Raw genomic sequence first — 20,727 nt, forward strand, 5'->3', positions numbered from 1 at the left:
TGGTAATCTATTTATAGATATTAGCTTTCTTCGCTAATAAGGTCAATTTACAAAGGGATGTATTTTTAAAAGATGTGGCTAGATTAGATAAGATTTCCAGCGTTATGAACCAAATAGTCCAAATAAGCTCTAAAAATCAGCTAACATAGCGGGATGCTAAAAGTAGCGTGCGGACGGAATGGGATTCGAACCCATGGTACGCTCATCACGTACGTCAGTTTTCAAGACTGGTGCCTTAAACCGCTCGGCCATCCGTCCATTTCTTTTCTATCACAACATTTGATTTTAAGCAATCTATAAAAGCTTTACTTGCCCACGCAAAAGTTGCTAAACACACTACTCAATATTTCCTCAACATTAATAATTCCAATCACCGCACCAAGTTCAAATGCAGCAAGCCTCAAATCTTCAGATATCAACTCAATTGGATTATCGATATTAAAACGTTGTAAATGTTCCAGTGCTTTCTGCATGTGACTCCTATGTCTTTGCCGAGTAATCACAGAAGTGTCTCTATCATGCCCAAATTTTTCCTCTGCCTTCTTTTTTATGAGAGAGATCAACTTGTTTGTACCTATTCCCTTTAAAATAGAAATAGGTAGAAAATCTACACCGCCAATCAGTATATTTCTGTCATTAATTGCATCGTCAGCTTTGCTCAATACATAAATAGTATCGCTATTTACAACGTTGCAATTGATATTATAACGTTGTTCAAAAGGAAATAGTTCTATTCTTAGATCAGCTTCAAAAGACCTCTTTTTTGCTCGACTTATGCCTTCTGATTCTATCGGGTCTGAACTCTCACGAATTCCAGCAGTATCAGAGAGAATGATTGGGTATCCGCCAATGTCAATATGAGCTTCAAGCACGTCTCTTGTTGTGCCTGCATATTCAGAAACAATAGCAATATCACGCTTGGCTAAGAAATTAAACAGAGTTGATTTACCGACATTTGGTTCACCAGTTATTACAATATGTAAACCCTCACGCAACCTTTCGCCCCGTCTATTATCATTTAAATGCTCTTGTATCAACTGCACGAGAGATTGCACTTCATTATTAATTTTTTTCAATTCACTTTTTTCTGCCCAAATGTCCTCTGGAAAGTCTATATATGCTTCGATTTTGGATTGTATCGTTATTAATCTTTGCCTCCAATTGCTGTATAGTCTCTCCAATTCTCCCGATATCTGCTTAATCGCTTGTTTAGCTTGCATTTTCGTCTCAGCATCAATTAAGTCTGCAATCCCTTCTATTTGCGTTAAGTCAAATTTACCATTTAGAAAAGCCCTAAGTGAGAATTCTCCAGGCCTGGCCATAACAAAAATTTTTGATAATTCCTCCAAGATGATTTTTATGACTGCCTTGCTTCCATGCACTTGTAACTCTATAACATTCTCGCCAGTGAAACTGTTTGGAGCAGGGAAATAGATGATTATTCCATTATCTATCAATTGATTGGAATCATCATATAGATCAACTAAAGTAGCAAATCTTGGTTTAATTTCTTTCTTAATATGAAAATGATTTAAAGCTTTAAGCGCGTAGTTACCTGAAATTCTGATTACTGCAACTCCTGACTTACCCAATACGGTCGATAAAGCGAAAATAGTTTCATTTGTGTTTGTCATTATTTATATAAACTACTTAGCAATATTACACTTAAGAAACCAAAATACCTAATTTGAAAATATTCAAAATTTTTATCTATCTTGCTAGTTTATAGTAATATCATATTAATAAATACATTATATAAAAAACTGCAAAGGTCACTCAGGTGAAAATATTTATTTTGAAAACTGATAATATGATTTATAATTATCAACATAGGTTTTAAATATTTTATGCTCAAGAAATTAGCTTGGTATTGGTCTTTTGTAGAGTTAATTAAAGGGTTTGTTATTACATTAAAATATATGTTTAAGCCAAAGGTTACTTTGAGGTATCCTATGGAGAAGGGCCCTTTAAGTCCAAGGTTTCGTGGTGAGCATGCGTTGCGTAGGTATCCAAACGGTGAAGAACGATGCATAGCTTGTAAATTATGCGAAGTTATCTGCCCTGCTCAAGCAATAGTTATTGAAGCAGAGGAAAGAGAAGACGGTAGTCGTCGCACCACGCGCTATGATATTGATATGACAAAATGCATATACTGCGGACTTTGCCAAGAGGCATGTCCAGTTGATGCAATTGTGGAGGGTCCTAACTTTGAATTTGCTACTGAAACAAGAGAGGAGCTAATGTACAATAAAGAAAAGTTATTGCGTAATGGTGAAGTTTGGGAAGACGCAATTGCACTCAGGTTAAAAAAGAATAGACCGTATTATTAACTAGGTATGTCAACAATTAAAATTTCTTACAGCAAGTATGTAATAGATCTCTTGTACAACTGTTATTTAAGTGAAAGATCAGTAGCTCACCTTTTGGTGTCATTCCAGCGCGTGACGCTGGAATCTAGAAAAAAAAGAAACATGGATCCCAGTGTCACGCACTGGGGTGACAAAAGGTCTGATGAATGATAAAAGTTACCTTTTCAACCGAACAAAAAGTAAAAGAATACAGTGGTAGAGTCACTGGCTTTGATATATTACAACCGGATGCTTTGAAAGAAGCAGTTGCATTGAAAGTAAACGGTGAGTTGTATGATCTCTCACGTGAAATTGAATCTGATGAAGAGATAGAGGTGATACAACTGAGTGACGAAGCGGGTTTAGATATAATAAGGCATGATGCTGCTCATATAATGGCGCAGGCAGTGAAAGAGCTATTTCCTAATACTCAGATTACTATTGGCCCAACAATTCAGGACGGTTTTTACTATGATTTTGCTACAGATCGTACCTTCACTACGGATGATCTTGCTGCAATAGAAAAGAAAATGAAAGAGATTGTAAAAAGTAATCACAGATTTGTTCGAGAGGTTTGGACTCGCAAGCAGGCAGTTGATTTCTTTAGTGGTATAGGCGAAAAATATAAGGTTGAAATTATATCCTCTATATCAGAGAGTGAAAACCTAACTGTTTATAGACAAGGCGATTTTGTAGACCTATGCCGTGGTCCGCACTCACCATCAACCGGCAGAGTTAAAGCGTTTAAACTTATGAAAGTAGCGGGTGCATACTGGCGAGGTGATGCAAAGGGCCCAATGTTGCAGCGAATATATGGCACAGCATTGAGAAATAAGGATGAATTAAACGCTTATCTTGAGTGTCTCAAAGAAGCAGAGAAACGTGATCACCGCAAAATTGCCAAGGATATGGATTTATTTCACATCCAAGAGGAAGCTGTCGGGCAGGTTTTTTGGCATGAACAAGGATATATTTTATATAATGTTCTTGAGTCTTACATCAGAAAAAAGCTAATAAATAATGGCTATTTTGAGGTAAAAACTCCTATTTTAGTAGGCAAAGAGCTGTGGGAAAAGTCTGGACATTGGGATAAATTTCGTGAAAATATGTTTATTGTTGATGAATCTGAAAGCAAAAAGCTAGCAATAAAACCTATGAATTGCCCTTGTCATGTGCAGATTTTTAATTCTCACACCAGAAGCTATCGCGATCTACCAATACGTATGGCAGAGTTTGGCACATGCCATAGAAATGAAAGCTCAGGCTCATTGCACGGACTGATGCGAGTGCGTGGTTTTACGCAAGACGATGCACACATTTTTTGTATGGAAGAACAAGTAAATTCTGAAACTGTAAAGTTTTGTGACCTTTTAAAAGAAGTATATTCAGAGCTTGGATTCAATGAAATTTCTGTGAAATTTTCAGACCGTCCAGATATTAGAGCAGGTAATGATGAAGTGTGGGATAGAGCTGAAAAAGCGCTGCTTGAAGCCGTTAAAGAAGCGGGCTTAAGTTATAAACTTAACCCTGGTGAAGGTGCATTTTATGGTCCAAAGTTAGAGTTCGTTTTGAAAGACGCAATAGGCAGAAATTGGCAATGTGGAACATTACAAGTTGATTTCATTTTACCAGAACGTCTGGGAGCTTTTTATATAGGGGCAGATGGGCACAAGCATCACCCTGTCATGTTACATAGGGCAATTCTTGGGACTTTTGAGCGTTTTATCGGAATTTTGATAGAAAATTATGCAGGAAAATTTCCAGTTTGGCTTGCTCCAACGCAACTTGCTATTCTGACTATTACAAATGAAGCTGACGGTTACGCCACAGAAATTAGCAATATTTTAAAAGAACAAGGTGTGAGAGTCAAGACTGATTTGACCAATGAAAAAATTGGTTATAAGATACGTTTGCATAGTTCAAACAAGGTTCCTATATTGTGGATTGTAGGCAAAAATGAAGTTACAAGTAAAACTGTGTCAGTAAGAAATTTAGGATCGGAAAGACAGGAGTCTTTTTCTTTGGAAAAGGCTACTGAATCGCTGTTAAAAAGTATTAATTTGAATTAAGGGAGTTAAAGTTTGCAAGTTAAAAAGAACAATAAAAACAGAATTAATGGATTCATCACAGCTAAGGAGGTACGCTTAGTTGATCATAGTGGTGAAATGGTCGGAATCGTGCCAATAGAACGAGCTTTGGAATTTGCACAGGGTGTTGGTTTAGACTTGGTGGAAATTGCACCTGATTCAACCCCTCCAGTATGTAAAATTCTGGATTATAGCAAACAAAAGTATGATATAAAAAAGAAAGCAAGTGAAGCAAAAAAGAAACAAAAAACATTAACTATAAAAGAAATTAAACTGGGTCCTAATATTGGTGATCACGACTACGAAACAAAATTGCGTCAAGCAAGAGACTTACTTGCCCACGGACATAAAATCAAAGTTACAATGAGATTTAAGGGCAGAGAGCTTATAAACACTGAAGTCGGACTGGAAAAATTAGAACGGCTAATTAGAGACACTGAAGATATTGCAAAGGTAGAATTGGCACCTAAAAGAGAAGGGAATCAATATTTTTTAGCTCTGGTTGCTAAGTAGCAAGACGGCTTAAGAAGTATAAGTAGAGTTAAATTATCGCTCTCTCTTTGATAACATGGCGAAAATGTCTTATTAATCCTTGAATCGGCCAAGCTGCAGCATCACCAAGCGCGCAAATTGTATGTCCTTCTATTTGAGTTGTAAGGTCAAGCAGCTTATCTATTTCATCAGGCTTAATATCTCCTGCCACCATCCTCTTCATAATCCTCCACATCCATCCAGTACCTTCACGGCATGGTGTGCATTGTCCACAGGACTCATGCATGTAAAAGTGTGATAACCTCTCTATTGCAGCTATTATATCAGTTGATTTATCCATCACTATTACAGCAGCAGTACCAAGCCCTGATTGTGCGGTTCTTAATGAATCAAAATCCATTTCAATAGTATCGCATATAGATTTTGGAATTAATGGCACTGAAGACCCACCAGGTATTACAGCAAGTAAATTATCCCAACCCCCTCGCACTCCACCTGCGTATTTTTCAATCAATTCACGTAGTGGAATTCCGAGCTCTTCTTCAACATTACACGGGTTGTTTACATGTCCTGAAATACAAAAAATCTTAGTACCAGTATTATTTGGTTTACCAAGAGATGCAAACCATTCTCCTCCGCGATTTAGAATATCTGGAACCATGGCTATAGTTTCAACGTTGTTTATTGTGGTTGGACAGCCAAAAAGTCCAACACCTGCGGGAAATGGAGGTTTCATGCGAGGAAAGCCCTTTTTTCCTTCAATTGATTCGAGTTGAGCTGTTTCTTCCCCACATATGTAAGCTCCTGCACCCCTATGGATAAACACATCAAGATCATAACCTGATTTGCAGGCATTTTTTCCAATTAAGTTTTCTTTATAGGCTTCCTCAAGTGCTTTTTTTAGAACTAAATATTCATTATAAAATTCACCCCTGATATAAATATACGCAACTGATGCGCTGATCGCTTTGCCGGCTAGGAGAATTCCCTCAAGTAACTTATGTGGCTCATATCGCAATATATCTCTATCTTTACATGTACCAGGTTCTGACTCATCTGCATTGACTACTAAATATGCTTTTGGGAGATTTTTGGGCATAAAGCTCCACTTAAGGCCGGTGGAAAATCCTGCACCCCCTCGACCTCTCAAACCAGATTTCTTTACTTCATCAATGATCTTTTCTGATCCTAAATCTAGTAACTCCTTTGTTTTTTGCCAGCTACCACGTTTTTTTGCACCCTTAAGTAGTGGAGTTTCTTTACCATTTAGGTTGGTGAATATTTTGTCTTGTTCTTTTAGCATGTTTTTCAAAATTTGTGAGTGATCCCGACGCGATTCGAACGCGTGACCCACTGATTAAAAGTCAGTTGCTCTACCGGCTGAGCTACGGGATCATTTCATTTTTCAGCTATACTAAACATCAATACAGTTTTTATCCGTTTTAATCAAACTAAAATTTTCATGTGTGGTTAAATAAATTATATAATATACTGCGTTAGTGATAATTTAGTTAAAAAATCTATGGATAATTTAAAAAATTTTTAAAGGAAAACTTCTTGTTAATTTTCAGTTCACAGATTTATTTGGATGGTGTGAAGTATAACGCTAAGGAGATAAGAAAAATAGAAAACTGTATATACCCTGCAGAATTTGTGCACTATTATAATGCTTAGCAATAGCCTATAGCTAACACGTCATACCGCCGCGGCGCTAACAGGTAGCGGAATGACGGTTTTTCAAATTGTCAGTAAATCTAAGTTAGTTTAGCTATAACAGATAAATATTTCTTGCATTTCAGCCTGAGTGATTTATGCTTTAAGCAAGAATTGGGGGCATAGCTCAGCTGGTAGAGCATCTGTTTTGCACGCAGAAGGTCAGCGGTTCGATCCCGCTTGCCTCCACCAGTCTATATTAGCTCTAGCACGCCACAAAACCTGTCAAAACAGCTTATTTTAATCTACTTTCCTAAAAATCCCTATTTCTTTTCGTAACTTTTCTCTATACAAGTAATATTTGTTATTATAATTCTAATATATATCAACTTAACAATAAATTAATCAATAAATGTTAGAATAACTATAATTAAATTTATTAGGTAATACTTATGAGTGGAAAAAAACATGTTTTTAAGATGGTGCCTGGACAAAAGTTTTCATGTGAAATGGGTAGGTATACTAAGTATTCTCAAATTGAGAATACTTAATCTCTGAGAAAAGTCAAGCTTATACCACTCAGTGAAGAAGACAATAACCTAGAGTTATCTATAAGATTATGTAACAGTTTTCTTCAGAACGGAGTAATGTATTGCGTAGAAGAAAAACAAAATCGATATGTTCACCGTGGTACACCTGGTTATTCCGAGAACAGTAATTCATTTGCATATGACAATGATAGATTGCTTAAACTATCATTAGGGTGGACCATTGAGGGTAAGACTTCTTATAATAATTTTATAGCAGAAGAATTGAAGTGCAAATATTTAACATGGGAGGAATCAGGTATTGATGACGATAAATATTATTTTTCAGATAAAGAGGGAAATGTAATCGATTCACCTGACAAGAAGTTATTACAATACAGTATGCCACACCATGATACGGCAAAGGTGATAGAAGATATAACATCACTTAAGATACCAAAGAGTGTACTAATATCAAATGAGTTCGCCGAAACTTTTTTGAGGAACTTAACAGGAAATCAGTTAAAGACTCTTACCGATATTCTTAATAATGAGAAATTACAGATTTTAGCAAAGAGCTTAACAAATAAACAACTACAGGTTTTAGCAGAGAACTTAACAGATGGACAATTCCAAGCTTTAGTGGATCATCTAACCAACCACCAATTACAAACCCTCGTTCAGGAACTAAATCCAGAAAAATTACAAATAATAGTTCCTCTTTTAGATAAAGATCAGCTTACAAACCTAGTGAAAGACTTAAATCTAGACCAAGTAAAAGAAATTTTACCTCACATAAAAATGGATCAGTTCAGGGTGATTATCAGTACAATAAGCAATGATCAGTTTGTAGAATTAATAAAAGATGCAGATGAGAAAATTTTAAACACTCTTTTTGATGAAGCGTTGAAAGATCGACTTCCAATCCTAGTACACAATTTAGAAGGAGATAGATTACATGATTTAATTAATAAGCTAGACCACAAGAAACTTGCAATAGTAGCTCGAGATTTAACTGATCCTAATAAGATTCAGATGATTATTAAGTCTTTAGTTGATAACCCAGACAAACTTCAAGCTTTTGCTCGCAATATGTCTAATGAGCAGTTTAAAGAACTTTTGGATAACATAGGCGCAGAAGAGCTTAAAGACATCATTCACAAACTGCCTTATGAGAAAGTGACAGCTGTGATTGGTGATCTCAGCAATCAAGATCAGTCTAAAGCTATTATTGATGCATTAAAAGGGAAACTTGACGAGCAGAGTAAACAGAACGAGGAAATGATTGAGATGCTCAAGCAAATCAAGGGCGATATGCCAGGCATTGCAGAAGCTCCAGATTTTACAATAGTAGAAAACAATAACGATTCAATGCTACTTGTATGGTAGCAATTTATGAAAATCAATTTTTTTATAGTAGGTAACTTATTATGAGTAAAAACAATGTAGAATTATATTTTAATGAAAAGATTTCAGACCAAGAGAAATTAATAGAACTTAAGGGCCCGAGTTTTACAAAACCAGATTTTGTAAAACCAAATATAGATTCAATAAAAATTGATAATAAAGACAAAAATGCTGATATTAAGAAGTTAGATTTTGATATAAATCAGCCACTGGACAAAATACCTGTAGAGCAAATGAAGACAACAAACGTAGGTATAACATACCTTAAAAGGGTTTATGATGGCTTGATGAAAAGTATTAAACAGTATAACACAAATTTAAGCAGTCAAATTACAGATGGCATAGTGAACCCACTGTCAGTAACTATGTCCAATATAGGGGAAAATACAAGTAAAATAAACAGTCGACTTCAAGATCTTCGAACTGAGTTTGACGAATTTCGTGATGCTCAGCCGAGCACTGCAGAAGCTCCCATATTACCTCATGCTACTGGTGAAGAGAACGGATTGCTTTAATAAAAAAGGTAATAGCTTGCTAGCAGGCTGTTACTCTCTCTACATATCGTTTCAATACAGCTGAATTAGGGAATCTATTTTAAAACTTTCGGCATATAGTTCTCATCATGTTTTGCAAACACTGTATCTGCAAGAAAGGTACTATTATCAAACATTTTACCTTGCACAACAACACCACTTTTTTCTGAAAACATTGGTGGAAGTATTCCCTGATATTTCACCATAACGCTCTTATTAAAATCTGTCATTTGAAAAATCACTTCACTTTCGTTGCGTATCACGCTATTTTCAACGACCATTCCACCAACACGGATTGGCTTTTGATTATTTGGTAAAACTATTGCCTCACTTACTGTATAGAAAAATGAGATATTTTCTTTGAGCGTTATTAAAATAAAAAAGACTATGCAGCTTAAAAAGCAGAAAATTCCTGAAGTTATAAGTAATCGCTTATGTTTCTTCTTCATTATTATCTTTCAGGCTTTCTAGAATTTTTTTACTTTTAGTATAGCAAGAAATGGTAAAAATCAGTTCTCCGGTAATCAACGTAAAACTAATAAGGTAAGCAAAAATTACATATGTATTCATAATGCATTATCAATAAATAACTCACCTGCATCAAAATAAATTAAGCTTCCATCCTTTTGCTGCAACACCAATTTACCACTTTTATCTATATCAGCAAAAATTCCTTCATACAATTTGTCAGCTAACTTTACACTGATTTGCTCATTCATTTTGAATGCTTTTTTTAACCACATTTCTCTTATAGCATAAAACCCATCAAATAGCCATTGCTTTCTTAGCTTATTAAAATTTATTATTAATTCCTTTAACAGATCTATGTTAGACACAGATTCACCGTAATTGCTAATGCACGTTGTTCCTGGAAGTGGTGCATGATTGACATTAATTCCAATTCCTATAATGATCCAATTCGAATTGGATCTTTTTTCAAGCAATATTCCACTTATTTTCTTGCCATCGATTAGAATGTCATTTGGCCATTTATGTTGAACGTTACTGTCACTTATAAATGATAGTAACGTGTTGCCAACAGCAAGAGCAGTAACAAAAGTCAATTCTGTCAATTTGCTGACATCCGTTTCTTGGTTAATTATCAAACTCGCATAGAGATTACCCTCTGGAGAAATCCAGCTTTTTCCAGTGCGTCCCCTACCTTCTGTTTGTTTATCAGCAATAATGACAGTTTCATTTGATATTCCTTTATCAATTAAATCTAACGCTTCTTCGTTAGTGCTTGAAACTTCTTTGTAATGATGAATATGAAAGCCCTCAGGGATCACCTTGTCAGCCCTTTAGTTCAATGAGTGAGTAAAGATCTTCTGTGTATAAGAAAAGAACGAGGTTGATCAGTGAAGCCACTGAAGTGATAATGAATAGACCCTTAGAATAAGCAACCTTATTACCACTAGCTTTATCGAAATACATAGCTTTTATAATATTTAGATAATAGTAACACGATACAACACTTGCCATTACAAGGACCAAAGACAGGCTGATAAAGCCAGAATTTATTAAACTTTTGAATATAAAAAATTTAGCGATAAAACCTGCAAGTGGAGGTATTCCCGACATCGAGAGTAACAGTACAGAAAGATGAAATGCTACAATTGGGCGTTTCTTCCCTATACCAGATAAATTTGCAATATCACAATCGTCATCGTCAATTTGTACGAGATATGAGAATAGCCCTATGCTTGTGATGATATATATCACCAGATACATTAAGGCACTATCTGTTCCTGCTTGTGTAAAAATAGAAAGTGAAGCAAATATAAAACCAATGTGACCAATTGAACTGTAAGCAAGCAGCCTTTTTAAGTTTTGCTGACGCAAGGCCCCAAAAGCTGAGATAAGCACAGACAATGCTGAAACGTATAAGAAAATAGGCTGAACATAACTTTTTACATTTACTAACTCTTCATTCATCAATTGAATTAAAAATGTTACAAGTGCAGCTTTTGGGGCCGTAGAAAAAAACGCAGTTACTATGGTAGGTGCACCTTGATAGACATCTGGAGCCCACATATGAAAAGGAGCAATAGCAAGCTTGAAACACAAACCAATAAGGATAAAAACTAACCCAAAAACTATTCCATAAGTTATCTGATGGTTTTGCAAGAATGAACAGAGCTCAGAGAAATTGACTTGTCCTGTATATCCATAAAGCAGCGACATTCCATATAGCATAATGCAGGAAGATAGTGCACTAAGTGTAAAATATTTCACTCCTGCTTCACATGAATAAGCTGAATCTTTATTAAAGCTCGCAAGAACATACAAAGATATACTCATCAACTCAAAAGCTAAATAAAAAGAAATCAGACTATTTGCTGAAACCAAAGTTATCATGCCAAATAGCGCAAAAAGAATCAGTATTGAAAATTCATATTTATAGTCATATTTTGATAAATTCAGCATCAAAAGTATTAAAATTCCTGTGCTGAGAATTAACCCTTGGGCTGACCTGATGTATAAATTGAGTTTTAACAACGAATTAAAGAGAAAAATTTCATTGTTTTCTGCCGAAATAATTAAAATAATCAAAGTTACCACTGTGCAGCCAAGTGCTAATAAGTTGATAGTTCGGCGGTTAAATATGATTCCAAGCAGTAGCAACACTAACGAGGAGATAATAGAGAACGTTTCCGGCAATATCTGTATATAATTCATAGCGCATTATATTTGACTAACAAATTTGCCATACATGGCTTCAAATAATTCAGTGCAAGGGTTGGGTAGAATCCAAGCAAAATAAGAAACACTGCAAGCAGAATTAAGACAGAAAATTCTATGCTATCCAAGCGATTATTTAATAATTTAGAATAGCTAACCCCCCATATTATTTGCTTACATAAATTCAGCATATAAACTGCGCTTAAAATAGTGCCAAGTGCGATAAATCCTGTAAAAAACCCTATGCTCTTAAACATTCCAACCATAGCCAAAAACTCACCTATGAATCCAGATGTTCCAGGTAGCCCTATTGAAGCCATTGAAAATAAAATGAACATAAAACCAAATTTTGGCATTGTGTTTACTATGCCAAAGTACTTTGCAATCTCCAAAGTTCCAGTTCGAGTATATAGCATTCCAACACACAAAAATAAAGCAGCAGAAATAAGGCCATGACTAATCATTTGAAATATGCTACCCAGTACTCCTTCCTCACAAAATGAAAAGAGGCCAGCGGTAACGATTCCCATATGTGCTATTGAAGAATAAGCTATTAACTTCTTTATATCATCTTGAGCAAACGCAACTAGAGAAGCATATATCACCGCAATAATGCTCAGCACAACAACGAAATTTGAAAAATACAAACTTGCCTGAGGAAGCATTGGAATAGAAAACCTTAAAAATCCATATCCCCCCATTTTAATAAGCAAGCCAGCTAAAATCACAGATCCAGAAGTTGGTGATTGCACATGCGCATCAGGAAGCCAAGTGTGAAATGGAAACATAGGTACTTTTATTGCAAAAGAAATAAAAAATGCAATCCACAGCAATGACTGCACTTCAAGATCAAGGCTTGGCACTAATGTAGCTAATTTTTGTATACTAAACGTTCCAAAAACACTATAGATGTATACCAACCCAAGTAGAAATAATAATGAGCCAGTTAATGTATAAAGAAATAACTTAAACGTCGCATATATCCTTTGCTTCCCTCCCCAAATGCCAATAATAAAGAACATTGGTATTAAGACAGCTTCAAAAAACACATAAAAGCTTATAGCATTCAGTGAAACGAAAAAACCGACTACAAAACTCTCAAGCAGTAGAAATAATGCCATATATGGCTTGAGGGTCGTATAACTCATTTTGCAATTATAGAGCATACAAATAACAAACAAGAAGGTCGTAAGTAGAAGGAAAAGCAACGATATTCCATCCACCCCTATTCCAATATCTCTTACTGGATAGCTGACAAACTGAAAGTCCGCATTGTTATAATCAAATTCTATACAAGCTATAATGCTAAGCAAGAATGGAAGTACAGCAAAAAATAGGGCAAGGAATCTTAGGTGTATAGATTGATGATTAATCCTGATCGAGGATAAAATCAACGCTCCTATCAGTGGAAGCAAGAATATACTAAGTAACAACACCTTCTATTTAATTCCAATAATATATAAAGCACCGATTATTAAAGTAACAAACATAATAAATGCATAATCAAATATATAACCAGTTTGTAACTTTATAGAACTTTTTGAACATTCATTAACCAACCTTACAACACCATTTGGTCCAAATGAATCAATAGCCTTAACATCAAACTTCCATAGAAGCCTAGATATAAACCTTATCGATGCAATTATAACAAACTCATACACCTCATCAAAGTACCATTTATTCTGCAAAAACTTAAGTAAAAATTTACTCTTAATTTGCCTAATTACTTGATATTGGTAAATCAGGTACGCAAGAGCTATTCCACTTAGGCTTGCCAAGGTTGGTAGTAATTTTATAAAGAAATTATGAACTCCATGCTCATCAATCACCATTAAACTTGATTTCCAAAACGCATTACTAGTTATGTTCAAAATATTTGCTCCCCACACTCCAGAAAATACCGATCCAAAAGCAAGTATCAGTAATGGTATAAGCATAATCTTCGGTGCTTCATGTATATTAATTTTACTTTGTTTTTGGCTATGGAACACAAGAAGCAATAGCCTCCAAGAGTAAAACGCTGTGAAGAATGCAACAACTAAGCTTATTACAAAAGCAAAGCTATCCGTGCTATAAGCATGTTCAATTATCAAATCCTTTGAGTAAAAACCTGCAAATGGAAATATTCCAGAAAGCGCAAGAGACCCAATCCACATGAGAGTGTAAGTGCAAGGGATTTTCTTCCAGCAATTTCCCATTTTCTGAATGTTTTGCTCATGATGCATTGCATGAATTACATTGCCAGCACCAAGAAATAGTAGAGCTTTTAAAAAAGCGTGTGTCATTAAATGAAAAATAGCAACATTGTAAGCAGAAAGCCCACATGCCATGAACATATAACCAAGTTGGCTGCAGGTTGAATAAGCAATTATTTTTTTTATATCGTTCTGAGTAATCGCAACTGTAGCTGCAAAAAAAGCAGTAAGTGCCCCAACAATAACTATTAATTCTCGTGCCACATTTGATAGCTCAAACAATGGAGAACATTTTGCTACTAAAAATATACCTGCTGTTACCATCGTTGCTGCGTGAATGAGTGCAGAAACAGGGGTTGGCCCTTCCATTGCATCTGGCAACCAAACATGTAAACCAAGCTGTGCAGATTTACCCATACAGCCAATAAAAAGTAATATGCATATTATATGAATTATTTTAAATTCACAGCAGAATGCCCTAATGTTCTGTGCGCCAAGAAGATCAGCTGTGTCAAAAACTTCAGTAAATTTCAAAGAGTGAAATGTATAATAAATGAGAAAAATCCCAATCAATAGTGCAAAGTCTCCTACCCTATTCACAACAAATGCTTTAATTGCTGCATTATTTGCAGAATATTTTTGGAACCAAAATCCTATGAGTAAATAAGAACATAGGCCAACCCCTTCCCAGCCAAAAAAAAGCTGCACGAAATTATCGCTTACAACCAGCACAATCATGCAAAACGTAAATAGCGATAGGTAAGAAAAAAACCTCGACTTCCCTTTGTCATGCTCCATATAACCGATAGAATAGAGGTGGACTACTAGTGAAACGGTGGTAATAACAATAAGCATTAAGGATGAGAGAGCATCCACACTAATTGCCCAATTTACTTTTAATACACTTAATGAAAATAGAGTAAATAAACTCAAGTGATAATTTTCAGAGAAGGTGAGAAAAACATACCAAGATAAAACTGCAGATATTCCAATCCCTGCCGTTGTAACTAACTGACTTTTTCTAAAAAGTGCTGCAAATAGCGAACCAAAAAGTGGCAAAAATACTATTAATTTCAGTATATCCATCATACTTTCATTCTTTCATTAAGTTCGCTTGTTCAACATCTATATTGCCACGACTTCTATAATATACAACCAATATTGCAAGCCCAACTCCTGACTCTGCTGCCGCAACAGTCAACACAAACATCACAAAAATTTGCCCAACTATATCATTCATAAAGGCAGAAAAAGCAACTAAATTGATGTTAATCGCCAGCAATAATATTTCTATTGATAATAATATATTGATTATGCTCTTACGGTTAATGAAAATACCGCACACCCCAATAGTGAACAAAATAGCAGCAACTATCAAAAAATGATTTAATCCTATTTCCATTCTACTCCTTTTCCAAATTTAGCCTTAACCAATTTTACAGATGAAGATTGTGTCAATTGCTTTAATACATTCTGTTTTTTAACTCCTTTTTTCTTGTCCTGCAAAGTAAGAGCAATTGCACCAACAATTGCAACAAGCAGCAGAATACCAGAAAGATGAAAAGCGTACATGTAGTCAGTGTAGAGCAAATTACCGATAGCTTTCACGTTATTGGCATTATAGTTTATAACATTACTTATATTCAGCGTTGAGCTGCGGATTACAAAACTGATAATCAGAAAAAACACAACACATAATATAGCACCAGGAGTGAAATGCTTCGCAAAACCCTGGCGCAACCTTATGTAGTCAATATCGAGCATCATAACTACAAAGAGGAATAACACTGCAACCGCACCGATGTATACTATCAATACCATCATAGCGATGAATTCAGCTCCAAGGAGAATAAAAAGAACTGCAGAATTAACGAAGGTGAAAATTAAAAATAATACTGCATGCACAGGATTTCTTACACTAATTACACAAACAGCAGATAAAATGCTAAGAATTGCGAAAAAATAAAAGAAAAAAGGCATCGATACTTTAACTGCAACAAAAATTACTAATTTAAAGTGACTATCGTTGTAAAGTCAATATTATATTAAACATTTAAAACACTGTACTACAAAGCCATTTTAAATTATTATAAAGCTGAAGAAATAGAAATGAAGGCGTACATATAAGCCATTCCAAACTCCACCTATCCACCCAACAAGCAGAAGTTCTGGTGCCAATACCTCAAATCAAGTTGTTGTTACTCGACATACACCTGAAACTACTAAAACAAAATAGATGCAAAACCTTACATTTAAATATGTAGTACTTGAGTGAAGCATTCTTTAACTGTTCTATTCAATAAAACCTTTACAATATTTCGATCATAGGTTTAACTTTACGGAGTTATAATCTATAGGGCTGCAAATGAACGATTATCTCTCACTGCTAAATCCAGAACAACAATCAGCTGTAACTAACATAGATGGACCGGTTTTAATATTGGCAGGAGCCGGAACGGGAAAAACAAGAACGATTACTTCAAGAATAGCGCACATAATTAGAAACGGTCATGCTTATTCTGATGAAATATTAGCTGTTACATTCACAAACAAAGCAGCAAATGAGATGGTATCAAGGGTACTTGAGCTAACAGGCACAAACATACCATGGCTTGGCACTTTCCATGCAATTGCAGCAAAAATTCTACGTCATCATGCTGAAGTCGTGGGGCTAAATTCCAATTTTACAATTATTGGTGTGGATGACCAATTACAGGTAATAAAAAACATTATGAATGAAATCAGCCCTGATTACCTATCAGAAAAATGTAAGACCATTATGAATATTATTCAGCAATGGAAAGAGAAGTGCTTATTGCCATCTGAAGTGGAAGATATTCAATCATTTAGGCCAGTGTACGTAACTGCACTCAAAGTCTATCACCAGTATCAGGAAAGGTTGAAATTCCTTAACTCTGTCGATTTTGGTGACTTATTGCTATATAACATACAACTCTTTAATCAAAAGACCGAAGTTCTGTCCTACTACCAAAACAAGTTTAAGTATGTCATGGTAGATGAGTATCAAGATACAAATGCAATACAATATCTTTGGCTAAAATACCTTGCAAAAGAGCATTCAAATATTTGCTGTGTAGGAGATGATGACCAGTCGATATATAGTTGGCGTGGTGCAGAAGTTGAAAATATTTTGAAGTTCTCCGATGATTTTAAAAATGCAAGAACCGTTAAACTAGAGTGTAACTACAGGTCAACATCCCACATACTTGCAACTGCGTCATATGTTATCAATCACAATAAGACTCGCTTAGAAAAAAAATTGTGGACAATAAACGTTGAAGGGGAAAAGGTAAATCTAATAAAATTATGGGACGGAAAAGCTGAAGCAAGGTTCATAAGCGAACAGATATTAAAGCTCAATAAATACAGATTTAGTGACATTGCAGTGCTGGTAAGGGCCACTTTTCAAACTAGAGTTCTCGAAGAGTATTTTATAAAATATTCAATTCTCTACAAGATTATAAGTGGCGTAAAATTCTACGAACGTCAGGAAGTCAGGGATATAATTGCATATTTAAGACTCGTTACAAACAATAACGATGACTTAGCTTTCGAAAGGATCGTAAATCGGCCAAAAAGAAGCATAGGAGCTACAACTCTAAAGAAAATATACACGACTGCTCAGGATAACAAAATTTCTTTTTTTGAGGCAGCAAAAATATTAGTTAATAGTAATCAAGTAACCGAAAGAATTAAACTCTCACTAAATGATTTTTTAAATAAAATTAAAGCTTGGGAAGAAATAGTAAGCGTAAAACCACTGCATGAATTCGTTAAAATCATAGCAAACCAATCAGGGTATATTGAAATGCTTGAAAATGAGGAGGTAACAGGCTTAGCACGAATAGAAAATGTCAAGGAGCTCATCTCATCTTTAAAAAATTTCGATAATGCCACAACTTTCTTGGAGCATATAAGTCTAGTGATGGAAGTGGATAATATGAATAACGATGACACCGTATATGTTATGACTCTTCATGCAGCCAAAGGACTTGAATTCCCGTGCGTGTTTCTACCTGGTTGGGAAGAGGGATTATTTCCTCATCAAAGATCTTTTGAAGATAAAAGTGGTAAAGCTTTAGAAGAAGAAAGGAGACTTGCATATGTTGGCATAACCAGGGCAAAGGAAAGGTTAATCATTTCATGTGCAGATAGGAGGGAAATTAACAACCAGTGGCAACCGATGCGCACTTCTCGGTTCATTAAAGAATTGCCAAGAGAAAATGTTGAGGTAATCAAGAGTAACGCCTACTGTTGAAGCTATAACTGCAGATAAACATATCTTACAAATCTGAATTACTTCAACTATATGTGTAACCAGACTGCATTCTGTGATTTTTAGCAAAACATGATCTTTCATTTGAGCTTTCTTCAATTTAAAATAAATACAGAAACTAGCTATCTTCAAAAATATGGTTGAATAATTGTTAATAATAGTGTATAATTATTAATATTTTCCAAGCATTATGGCTCTTTCAAAATTTCTCGATCCTAGCAATGATTTGTGTTTCAGAAAAATCTTTGGAACGGAAAAAAATAAGAATATCCTGATCCACTTTTTGAACGATATTTTAGGGTTTACTGAGATAAATGCAATACAAGAAGTTGAGTTTCTTAGCACTATTATGGATCCCGAAGTTGCCTCTGATAAACAAAGTATTGTTGATGTTCTCTGCAAGGATTCTCACGGAAATAGATATATAGCAGAAATGCAGCTCGCTAGAGACAAGGGCTTCGAAAAACGCGCTCAATTATATGCCGCTAAAGCCTACTCAAGACAATTAGATAAATCTGGCAACTACATTGATTTAAAGAAAGTCTTCTTTATTGCTATTTCCAATTGTAACTTACTTCCTGAAGAAGTTGGTTATATCTCTACTCATAATATACGTGATATAAAAACTAACGGCCATTACTTAAAAGATTTTCAATTTATCTTTATAGAATTGCCCAAATTTTCAAAAAGTAAAGTAGAGCAGTTAGAAAGTATAGTAGAAAGGTGGTGTTTCTTTTTTAAATACGCAGAAGAAACAACAGAAGAGGACTTAAAAGAGATAGCAGAAAAAGCGCCAATAATAAAGCTAGCATATGATGAATTAGACAAGTTTCGTTGGAACGAAAAAGATTTAGTAGCTTACGAAGAAAGAATAATGGATCTACGGAAAGAAGAAGCCATTCTTGAATACAGACTTGATCTTGCTGAAGAGAAAGGTATACAAAAAGGTATAGAGAAAGGAAAAATTGAAGTCGTAAAAGCAATGCTGGCTAATAATGTTGATGTCAACACTATTGTCAAATTTACTGGCCTTTCTATTAGTGAGATTGAAGAATTAAGTGGAAATCTGTGAACGGTTACATTACATAAAAGGTTTAAATATACTGGACATACTGATATACTTTCGTATTAAAAAACACCCAATAAGCAGAGTTGTGAGTGGAATAAACCACAAAATGTAAGTGCTAGGTGGGGTAGTTATAATTGAATTGCCGTAAGAATTTTTTAACTCTGAGATTATCTCTTCATCTGTGTATCCATCATTGATTTTTTTACGAATTGCTTCTCGCATATCATACGCAATCTGAGATCCAGATTCAGACAATGATTCGCCAGAACATATTGGACACCTTATTATTTCAAATAAACTGGTTGCTCGTTTTTCCATGCTTTTATCTCTGAGTTTATTATCCAGAGTAAAAGCGTTTACGCCTGAGTGAAATATCAATATGAAAAGTAAACTAACTACTGCTCTCATCCTTGGTTAATTGGGTTATTTTACTGAGTTGGTTCATAAAATCAGTGGTGGATAACTTTCCAATAAAGCTTGACCCTATATCATCATCGTACTTTATTGAAAATTGAACGCTGTCATCAGTTGTTTTTTCTGATAAGAAAGACATTAATTTTTCAAACGCATCTGAAGTTTTTGAGTTACCAATCATAAACGAGATTAATTCTTTATAATTTGATATAGCCACGTTGATTTTGTCTTTAAATGAAGACGTAACCAAATTATAATTTTGCATTCCACCATCTGCAGCAAGAGAAAAATTATTACTTTGAATTAAAAATTTCTCTATGTTGAAATTAACTCTAGAAGCTGAGATGTGGTTTACAAATTCGTAATCAAATTTAGTGTCGATACTAAGGTAACTTTCAGGACTTGCAGTATTTTTATACCGATAAGTATAAAAATCAAATCCTAGTTTAGTATTTCCACTTGGTTCTTTATCGAGGTGAAATTGAATGTAATTGCTTTTATCATTCACTTCAGTTATAACACTTTGCTGATTTTCTGAAACATCACATTTTAATCCATAATCTGCGTAACGAAGTGTATCTATATAGTCTATCACGGTACTATTTCTGTTGAATCGCAATGAAGATGGTAAATCATTTAGTCTAACAACAAAGTGGCTGCTATCGTTTGTGTGGCATTTTATATTCTTTTTCTCATTACCATGAACAACAATGTTGACTTCATTGCTTGGTATGTAGATATATACTGATTTATCAAACAATCTATTTTTTATCAATAAAGCATCAGATGAGATGGTTAATTGCTTATTGGAAAATTTTGGGTTTGTCACACGGAAAATTAGGTTAGAAGGAAGTCCACTGAAATCATGTGAAATATCAAACTTTTCGTCGTTAATGTATAGTATTGCTTCAGCTAAAAGATTTTTTACCTTACATGCAGAAAAATACCAAAAACCACTATACGCTACAGGAATAAACAAAAGTAAAGAGATGATAATATAGATAAAAATCTTACGCATAG

19 protein-coding genes and 3 tRNA genes are annotated in these 20,727 nt (G+C 34.8%); 8 read left to right on the forward strand and 14 right to left on the reverse strand.

Features of this window, described 5'->3' with window-relative positions:
* Positions 1-170: 170 nt before the first annotated feature.
* Together AAGD91_RS05585 and mnmE are read right to left on the reverse strand one after the other, a co-directional pair.
* Positions 171-258, reverse strand: a tRNA-Ser gene (locus AAGD91_RS05585).
* A 47-nt stretch (positions 259-305) separates the two neighbouring features.
* On the reverse strand, positions 306-1,634 hold the full coding sequence (gene mnmE / locus AAGD91_RS05590) for a tRNA uridine-5-carboxymethylaminomethyl(34) synthesis GTPase MnmE (protein ID WP_341820922.1): 1,329 nt from the start codon (positions 1,632-1,634) through the stop codon (positions 306-308).
* A 213-nt stretch (positions 1,635-1,847) separates the two neighbouring features.
* On the opposite strand from mnmE, the gene nuoI reads away from it, so the two are divergent.
* The 3 genes from nuoI (at position 1,848) to infC (ending at position 4,948) form a co-directional block, all read left to right on the forward strand.
* Positions 1,848-2,330 (forward strand): NADH-quinone oxidoreductase subunit NuoI, encoded by a 483-nt coding sequence (gene nuoI, locus AAGD91_RS05595; RefSeq protein WP_038199316.1) that lies wholly within the window; start codon positions 1,848-1,850, stop codon positions 2,328-2,330.
* A 185-nt stretch (positions 2,331-2,515) separates the two neighbouring features.
* Positions 2,516-4,417 carry a threonine--tRNA ligase gene (gene thrS / locus AAGD91_RS05600; RefSeq protein WP_341820923.1) on the forward strand — a complete coding sequence of 634 codons (1,902 nt, stop codon included), beginning with the start codon at positions 2,516-2,518 and terminating at the stop codon, positions 4,415-4,417.
* Between the two features lie 12 nt (positions 4,418-4,429).
* Positions 4,430-4,948, forward strand: a complete 519-nt coding sequence (infC, locus tag AAGD91_RS05605; RefSeq protein WP_265032780.1) for a translation initiation factor IF-3 — start codon at positions 4,430-4,432, stop codon at positions 4,946-4,948.
* 28 nt (positions 4,949-4,976) lie between these two features.
* Here the strand turns inward: infC and nuoF are convergent, their stop codons facing one another.
* Both nuoF and AAGD91_RS05615 read right to left on the reverse strand, forming a co-directional pair.
* The gene (nuoF, locus tag AAGD91_RS05610; protein WP_253309962.1) at positions 4,977-6,230 is read right to left on the reverse strand and encodes an NADH-quinone oxidoreductase subunit NuoF; all 1,254 of its coding nucleotides are present in this window, start codon (positions 6,228-6,230) and stop codon (positions 4,977-4,979) included.
* Positions 6,231-6,249: 19 nt separating this feature from the next.
* Positions 6,250-6,322, reverse strand: a tRNA-Lys gene (locus tag AAGD91_RS05615).
* Positions 6,323-6,756: 434 nt separating this feature from the next.
* On the opposite strand from AAGD91_RS05615, the gene AAGD91_RS05620 reads away from it, so the two are divergent.
* The 3 genes from AAGD91_RS05620 to AAGD91_RS05630 all read left to right on the forward strand — a co-directional run bounded on the left by AAGD91_RS05620 (position 6,757) and on the right by AAGD91_RS05630 (position 9,029).
* Positions 6,757-6,832 (forward strand) — tRNA-Ala (locus AAGD91_RS05620).
* A 395-nt stretch (positions 6,833-7,227) separates the two neighbouring features.
* Positions 7,228-8,496 carry a magnesium transporter MgtE N-terminal domain-containing protein gene (locus tag AAGD91_RS05625; protein WP_341820924.1) on the forward strand — a complete coding sequence of 423 codons (1,269 nt, stop codon included), beginning with the start codon at positions 7,228-7,230 and terminating at the stop codon, positions 8,494-8,496.
* Positions 8,497-8,537: 41 nt separating this feature from the next.
* Entirely contained in the window at positions 8,538-9,029 is a 492-nt protein-coding gene (locus AAGD91_RS05630) for a hypothetical protein (RefSeq protein WP_341820925.1), read from the forward strand.
* Positions 9,030-9,103: 74 nt separating this feature from the next.
* Here the strand turns inward: AAGD91_RS05630 and ccmE are convergent, their stop codons facing one another.
* From ccmE to AAGD91_RS05670, 8 genes are read right to left on the reverse strand one after another with little or no spacing between them, the layout of a single operon-like run.
* Positions 9,104-9,496 carry a cytochrome c maturation protein CcmE gene (gene ccmE / locus AAGD91_RS05635; RefSeq protein WP_341820926.1) on the reverse strand — a complete coding sequence of 131 codons (393 nt, stop codon included), beginning with the start codon at positions 9,494-9,496 and terminating at the stop codon, positions 9,104-9,106.
* Positions 9,480-9,617, reverse strand: a complete 138-nt coding sequence (locus tag AAGD91_RS05640; RefSeq protein WP_182158513.1) for a hypothetical protein — start codon at positions 9,615-9,617, stop codon at positions 9,480-9,482. Before AAGD91_RS05640 ends, ccmE begins: the two co-directional genes overlap by 17 nt.
* Positions 9,614-10,336 carry a biotin--[acetyl-CoA-carboxylase] ligase gene (locus AAGD91_RS05645; RefSeq protein ID WP_341820927.1) on the reverse strand — a complete coding sequence of 241 codons (723 nt, stop codon included), beginning with the start codon at positions 10,334-10,336 and terminating at the stop codon, positions 9,614-9,616. The genes AAGD91_RS05640 and AAGD91_RS05645 overlap by 4 nt, the downstream gene beginning before the upstream one ends.
* A 4-nt stretch (positions 10,337-10,340) precedes the next feature.
* Complete coding sequence (locus tag AAGD91_RS05650; RefSeq protein WP_341820928.1) at positions 10,341-11,726, reverse strand: NADH-quinone oxidoreductase subunit N; 1,386 nt, start codon at positions 11,724-11,726, stop codon at positions 10,341-10,343.
* Entirely contained in the window at positions 11,723-13,165 is a 1,443-nt protein-coding gene (locus AAGD91_RS05655) for an NADH-quinone oxidoreductase subunit M (RefSeq protein ID WP_341820929.1), read from the reverse strand. Before AAGD91_RS05655 ends, AAGD91_RS05650 begins: the two co-directional genes overlap by 4 nt.
* A 3-nt stretch (positions 13,166-13,168) precedes the next feature.
* Positions 13,169-15,016: an NADH-quinone oxidoreductase subunit L gene (gene nuoL / locus AAGD91_RS05660; protein WP_341820930.1), complete on the reverse strand. Its 1,848-nt coding sequence runs from the start codon at positions 15,014-15,016 to the stop codon at positions 13,169-13,171.
* A 4-nt stretch (positions 15,017-15,020) separates the two neighbouring features.
* Positions 15,021-15,329, reverse strand: a complete 309-nt coding sequence (nuoK, locus tag AAGD91_RS05665; RefSeq protein WP_019236815.1) for an NADH-quinone oxidoreductase subunit NuoK — start codon at positions 15,327-15,329, stop codon at positions 15,021-15,023.
* Positions 15,320-15,907 carry an NADH-quinone oxidoreductase subunit J gene (locus AAGD91_RS05670; RefSeq protein ID WP_253309432.1) on the reverse strand — a complete coding sequence of 196 codons (588 nt, stop codon included), beginning with the start codon at positions 15,905-15,907 and terminating at the stop codon, positions 15,320-15,322. The genes nuoK and AAGD91_RS05670 overlap by 10 nt, the downstream gene beginning before the upstream one ends.
* Positions 15,908-16,292: 385 nt before the next feature.
* Here AAGD91_RS05670 and AAGD91_RS05675 point away from each other — a divergent pair, with 385 nt between their 5' ends.
* Together AAGD91_RS05675 and AAGD91_RS05680 are read left to right on the forward strand one after the other, a co-directional pair.
* Entirely contained in the window at positions 16,293-18,206 is a 1,914-nt protein-coding gene (locus tag AAGD91_RS05675) for an ATP-dependent helicase (RefSeq protein WP_341820931.1), read from the forward strand.
* A gap of 208 nt (positions 18,207-18,414) precedes the next feature.
* Positions 18,415-19,296 (forward strand): Rpn family recombination-promoting nuclease/putative transposase, encoded by an 882-nt coding sequence (locus AAGD91_RS05680; RefSeq protein ID WP_341820663.1) that lies wholly within the window; start codon positions 18,415-18,417, stop codon positions 19,294-19,296.
* Between the two features lie 9 nt (positions 19,297-19,305).
* On the opposite strand, the gene AAGD91_RS05685 is transcribed toward AAGD91_RS05680, so the two are convergent.
* Positions 19,306-19,701, reverse strand: coding sequence for a cytochrome c-type biogenesis protein CcmH (locus tag AAGD91_RS05685; RefSeq protein ID WP_264735675.1), 396 nt, complete (start codon positions 19,699-19,701; stop codon positions 19,306-19,308).
* The gene (locus AAGD91_RS05690) at positions 19,685-20,725 is read right to left on the reverse strand and encodes a hypothetical protein (RefSeq protein ID WP_341820932.1); all 1,041 of its coding nucleotides are present in this window, start codon (positions 20,723-20,725) and stop codon (positions 19,685-19,687) included. Before AAGD91_RS05690 ends, AAGD91_RS05685 begins: the two co-directional genes overlap by 17 nt.
* Positions 20,726-20,727: the final 2 nt, after the last annotated feature.

The organism is Wolbachia endosymbiont (group A) of Myopa testacea (assembly GCF_964027115.1).
Taxonomy (GTDB): domain Bacteria; phylum Pseudomonadota; class Alphaproteobacteria; order Rickettsiales; family Anaplasmataceae; genus Wolbachia.

Excerpts from the sequence above, each read along its gene's own strand:
- mnmE (WP_341820922.1), bottom strand. The coding sequence starts at position 1,634 with ATGACAAACACAAATGAAACTATTTTCGCTTTATCGACCGTATTGGGT.
- nuoI (WP_038199316.1), top strand. The coding sequence starts at position 1,848 with ATGCTCAAGAAATTAGCTTGGTATTGGTCTTTTGTAGAGTTAATTAAA.
- thrS (WP_341820923.1), top strand. The coding sequence starts at position 2,516 with ATGATAAAAGTTACCTTTTCAACCGAACAAAAAGTAAAAGAATACAGT.
- nuoF (WP_253309962.1), bottom strand. The coding sequence starts at position 6,230 with ATGCTAAAAGAACAAGACAAAATATTCACCAACCTAAATGGTAAAGAA.
- AAGD91_RS05625 (WP_341820924.1), top strand. The coding sequence starts at position 7,228 with ATGTATTGCGTAGAAGAAAAACAAAATCGATATGTTCACCGTGGTACA.
- AAGD91_RS05630 (WP_341820925.1), top strand. The coding sequence starts at position 8,538 with ATGAGTAAAAACAATGTAGAATTATATTTTAATGAAAAGATTTCAGAC.
- ccmE (WP_341820926.1), bottom strand. The coding sequence starts at position 9,496 with ATGAAGAAGAAACATAAGCGATTACTTATAACTTCAGGAATTTTCTGC.
- AAGD91_RS05640 (WP_182158513.1), bottom strand. The coding sequence starts at position 9,617 with ATGAATACATATGTAATTTTTGCTTACCTTATTAGTTTTACGTTGATT.
- AAGD91_RS05650 (WP_341820928.1), bottom strand. The coding sequence starts at position 11,726 with ATGAATTATATACAGATATTGCCGGAAACGTTCTCTATTATCTCCTCG.
- nuoL (WP_341820930.1), bottom strand. The coding sequence starts at position 15,016 with ATGATGGATATACTGAAATTAATAGTATTTTTGCCACTTTTTGGTTCG.
- nuoK (WP_019236815.1), bottom strand. The coding sequence starts at position 15,329 with ATGGAAATAGGATTAAATCATTTTTTGATAGTTGCTGCTATTTTGTTC.
- AAGD91_RS05670 (WP_253309432.1), bottom strand. The coding sequence starts at position 15,907 with ATGCCTTTTTTCTTTTATTTTTTCGCAATTCTTAGCATTTTATCTGCT.
- AAGD91_RS05675 (WP_341820931.1), top strand. The coding sequence starts at position 16,293 with ATGAACGATTATCTCTCACTGCTAAATCCAGAACAACAATCAGCTGTA.
- AAGD91_RS05680 (WP_341820663.1), top strand. The coding sequence starts at position 18,415 with ATGGCTCTTTCAAAATTTCTCGATCCTAGCAATGATTTGTGTTTCAGA.
- AAGD91_RS05685 (WP_264735675.1), bottom strand. The coding sequence starts at position 19,701 with ATGAGAGCAGTAGTTAGTTTACTTTTCATATTGATATTTCACTCAGGC.
- AAGD91_RS05690 (WP_341820932.1), bottom strand. The coding sequence starts at position 20,725 with ATGCGTAAGATTTTTATCTATATTATCATCTCTTTACTTTTGTTTATT.